The organism is Caballeronia sp. (assembly GCF_049581465.1).
Lineage (GTDB): Bacteria > Pseudomonadota > Gammaproteobacteria > Burkholderiales > Burkholderiaceae > Caballeronia.
Map to the genome: position 1 here is coordinate 1 of NZ_JBAUSA010000160.1, position 2,772 is coordinate 2,772.

A 2,772-nucleotide genomic window follows, 5' to 3' on the forward strand; every position below is an offset into this window, starting at 1 on the left:
GCTTCGAGTCGATCGATCGGGTGCTGGAAGTCGACCAGACGCCGATCGGCAAGACGCCGCGCTCGTGCCCGGCTACTTATATCGGCATGTGGGACACGATCCGCAAGCTTTTCGCCGATACCCTCGAAGCGCGCGCGCGCGGCTACAAGCCGTCGCGCTTCTCGTTCAATACCGGCGACGGCCGCTGCCCGGCGTGCGAAGGGCAGGGCGTGCGCACCATCGCCATGAGCTTCCTGCCCGACGTCAAAGTGCCCTGCGACGTGTGTCACGGCCAGCGCTTCAATCCCGAAACGCTCGCGGTAACGTGGCGCGGCAAGAACATCGGCGAAGTGCTGACAATGGAAATCGACGAGGCCGTCGAATTCTTTTCCGCGATGACAAGCATCTCGCATCCTCTGCAATTGATGAAGGACGTGGGGCTGGGTTACCTGACGCTTGGGCAGCCATCGCCGACGCTGTCAGGGGGTGAAGCACAGCGCATCAAGCTGGTGACGGAGCTTTCCAAGGTGCGCGATGACATCGGCCGACGTGGACAGAAAGCGCCGCATACGCTGTATGTCCTCGACGAACCGACCGTCGGCCTGCACATGGCGGATGTGGCCAAGCTGATTCGCGTGCTGCATCGGCTGGTGGATGGGGGTCATTCCGTGGTGGTGATCGAGCACGATCTCGATGTGATCGCGGAGGCGGACTGGGTCATCGATCTCGGGCCGGAAGGGGGTACGGAAGGCGGATCGATCGTCGCCGCGACGGACCCGGAAACCCTGTCGAAAAATCCGCGCAGTCATACGGGCGCGGCGCTCAGGCCCGTGCTTGAGAGAGGGATGGTGGCGCCGGAAACGGTTTAGGCAAGCCGAGCAAGATTGCGAGCCGGTCCTGAAAAGGACCGGCTCGCATTCGTTTACGGGCTTGCAAGTCAGCACACGATCGATTCGACAACGCCGGCGCGTGCAAATGCTTGTCAGCTAGACTGGTTCCAGGTTCCCCATTCCGGCCAGAGTCGCCTCAACCGCCTCCTCGAGAGGCGTATGCGGCTCTCGCCCCAGTACCGCCACCAGCCGCGCATTGTCCATGCGCACCGGCGTTTTCCACAGGTACCGCATCTCGCCCATTTCGCGGAACGTCGTCACGAACGGTGAGGCCAGGGTGAGCAGCCACCAGGGAAATGCCGCGACGCGCGGCGCGGTCCCCGTTCGGCGTACGACCACGCGACGGATTGCATCGCTCATCTGCGTACCGTCCGCGTCCCAGTGGCCCGCCATATGGAAGTTGGCGAAGGCATCCAGCGTGTCACGCCGTGCGAGTAGTTCGACCGTCGCGCGTCCAACGTCCGGCAGATACGACCATTGATGCCCGATGCCACCGCGCCCCGGATAGCTGATGGTCTTCACCGCCCGACCTTGCTTGACGAGGCCTTGCGAGAACCAGTTGCTGCCCGCGTTCGGCCCGAAGAAGTCTCCTGCCCGCACGATCAACACGCGGGCGCCTTCGCGGCTGGCCTTCTTCAACCGCTGCTCCATCTCGACGCGGATGGCACCCTTGCGTGTCGTCGGGCGCTGTGGTGTGTCTTCCGTTAGCACCGGGAAAGCATCGGGGCCGTAGTTGTAGACCGTGCCGGGCAACACGATGGTTGCACCCTGCGTCGTCGCTGCTGCGATGCTGTTGTCGAGCATCGGCAGCACCAGTTCCGACCATCCGCGGTATCCCGGCGGGTTGACCGCGTGGACGATCACCGAGCAGCCTGCCGCGGCGGTAATCACGTCTTCCCGTTTAAGCGCGTCGCCCCGGATCCACTCAATGCCGTCATTGCGTTCGATGGCTTGCGTAGTGCCACGCTTTAACGCCCGGACGTCCCACCCCGCGTCGCGCAACTGGCGCGCCACTTCACCTCCAACACCACCGGTGGCGCCAAGAACCAGAACCGTATTGTTGATTGCCATGATTTTCTCCAGAAGGGATGGTCGATGGCTGCATTCTGAGGCGACTCCGGTTAAACGGGAATTGCCAAATACCGTTCATCGGCTATACATTAATGTATGACTACAAATATCGGTTGGGAACTCTACCGCTCCTTTCTCAGCGTCCTCAAAGAGGGCTCGCTATCGGGCGCCGCCCGGGTCCTGGGCATCACCCAGCCCACTGTGGGACGCCATATCGCCGCATTGGAGCAGGCCCTGGGCGTTGCGTTGTTCACGCGCTCACAACTCGGTCTAACCCCGACCGAGACGGCGTTGGGCCTGCGGACCTACGCCGAGACGATGGAGAGCACGGCAGCTTCGCTCGAACGGGCAGCCACGGCCAGCGGCGAAGGTGTGAGCGGAGTAGTGCGGGTGGCGGCAAGCGAGGTGGTGGGCGTCGAGGTGCTGCCGCCTATCATCGAACAGTTGCGGCGACGGCACCCGGACCTGAAAGTCGAACTGGTATTGAGCAACCGCGTACAGGATCTGTTGCGGCGGGAAGCCGATATCGCAGTGCGCATGATGCGGCCCGAGCAGGAGCAACTGGTTGCACGCCGCGTCGGCAGCATCGAAGTCGGCCTGTATGCGCGTAAGGACTATCTGGCTCGGCAAGGCATGCCGCGCCGGTTCAGCGAGCTGGCGGGGCATTCCCTCATCGGATTCGACCAGCCGAGCGCCTTCGTCCGCAAGGCCAGCCGCTCCTTCCAGGGCTTTAACCGCGAAGCGTTCTCGATACGCACCGACAGCGACCTCGCGCAGCTTGCGCTGATCCGCAGCGGTGCGGGCCTCGGCTTCTGCCAGGCCGCTCTGGCCG

Annotated in this window: 2 protein-coding genes and 1 pseudogene; 2 read left to right on the top strand and 1 reads right to left on the bottom strand. The window is 63.5% G+C overall.

Annotated elements, in window-relative coordinates:
• Window positions 1–848: pseudogene (locus WCA53_RS04035) on the top strand (excinuclease ABC subunit UvrA); the annotation flags it as partial.
• 117 nt (window positions 849–965) lie between these two features.
• Here the strand turns inward: WCA53_RS04035 and WCA53_RS04040 are convergent.
• Window positions 966–1,940, bottom strand: a complete 975-nt coding sequence (locus WCA53_RS04040; protein ID WP_423905722.1) for an SDR family oxidoreductase — start codon at window positions 1,938–1,940, stop codon at window positions 966–968.
• A 96-nt stretch (window positions 1,941–2,036) separates the two neighbouring features.
• On the opposite strand from WCA53_RS04040, the gene WCA53_RS04045 reads away from it, so the two are divergent.
• The coding region (locus WCA53_RS04045; protein WP_423905724.1) for a LysR family transcriptional regulator at window positions 2,037–2,772 on the top strand (736 nt) is incomplete at its 3' end.